Annotated in this window: 1 protein-coding gene; it reads right to left on the reverse strand. The window is 56.8% G+C overall.

The genetic code is table 11. The annotated features are described in order from the left end of the window. Window positions 1-476 (reverse strand): site-specific integrase (locus H1B37_RS32970; RefSeq protein WP_436299116.1); only part of this gene is annotated, 476 nt, incomplete at its 3' end. Window positions 477-859: the final 383 nt, after the last annotated feature.

Genomic DNA, 859 nt, shown 5'->3' on the forward strand with positions numbered 1-859 from the left:
CGCATCCCGGTGGCGTAGAACAGTTCCAGGATCGCGCGGTCCCGGAGACCAGTCGGTGTTGCGAGATCGACGGAGTTCAACAGCGTTTCGATTTCATCGATTGTCAAGTGTGATGATGGAAGACGTTGCTCTTCTTTCGGTAGTTCGATGTTCGTTGATGGATCGCTGTTGATCCAGCCTTGTTCGTTGAGCCAACCAAGCCAATGCACGACCGTTGAGAGATAGCTTGCCTGGGTGCAGAACTTCAGTGGTTTGCCGGTGCGACCGTTGCGGTAGTAGTACAGGTATCGTCGGTATGCGGCGAGTGACTCCGATGTGATTTCGGTGACGGCGTCGATGCCGCGTTCACTTGACCAGGCGATGAACTTGTTCAAGACATAGTCTCGTCGCGAGATCGTGTTGGCAGACCAGTTGTTCATTTTGAGGTGACTGAAGTAACGAGACAGCAGGACGGTGGGAATGGGAACTTGCGACATGGATTTAGCATCCTTTGGTTGTGATCGGCGCGCACCGGTAGCCGGGCGAGCTGACTGGGGTGAAAGCGGCTGAGTGAACGTCACTCGGCCGAAGAAGACGGCATCACCGATCGCGGCGATGCAGCTATGGCAAGACTTTCAATCAGGGGGCCTTGCGAGGTTTTGGCGCACGCGTGGACGCCAGAGCGGTTAGGTCATTGCGTGGCAACGACTTAGAGGAATCGGAAGCGGCTTGAAGGTCGGTGGAAGCCGTCGGGAAGCTGGCCGTCAGCTTTGTCGCAGAGCCCGGAAGGTTACTTGGCGGCCCGGAAGGTTTCGGTCGTAGGTGTAGGCTCGGTGAGTTTGCCGGGGTCGATCAGTCCCATCATAAACGGCTGCCCCTC

Source organism: Stieleria mannarensis (genome assembly GCF_014154935.1).
Classification (GTDB): Bacteria; Planctomycetota; Planctomycetia; order Pirellulales; family Pirellulaceae; genus Stieleria; species Stieleria mannarensis.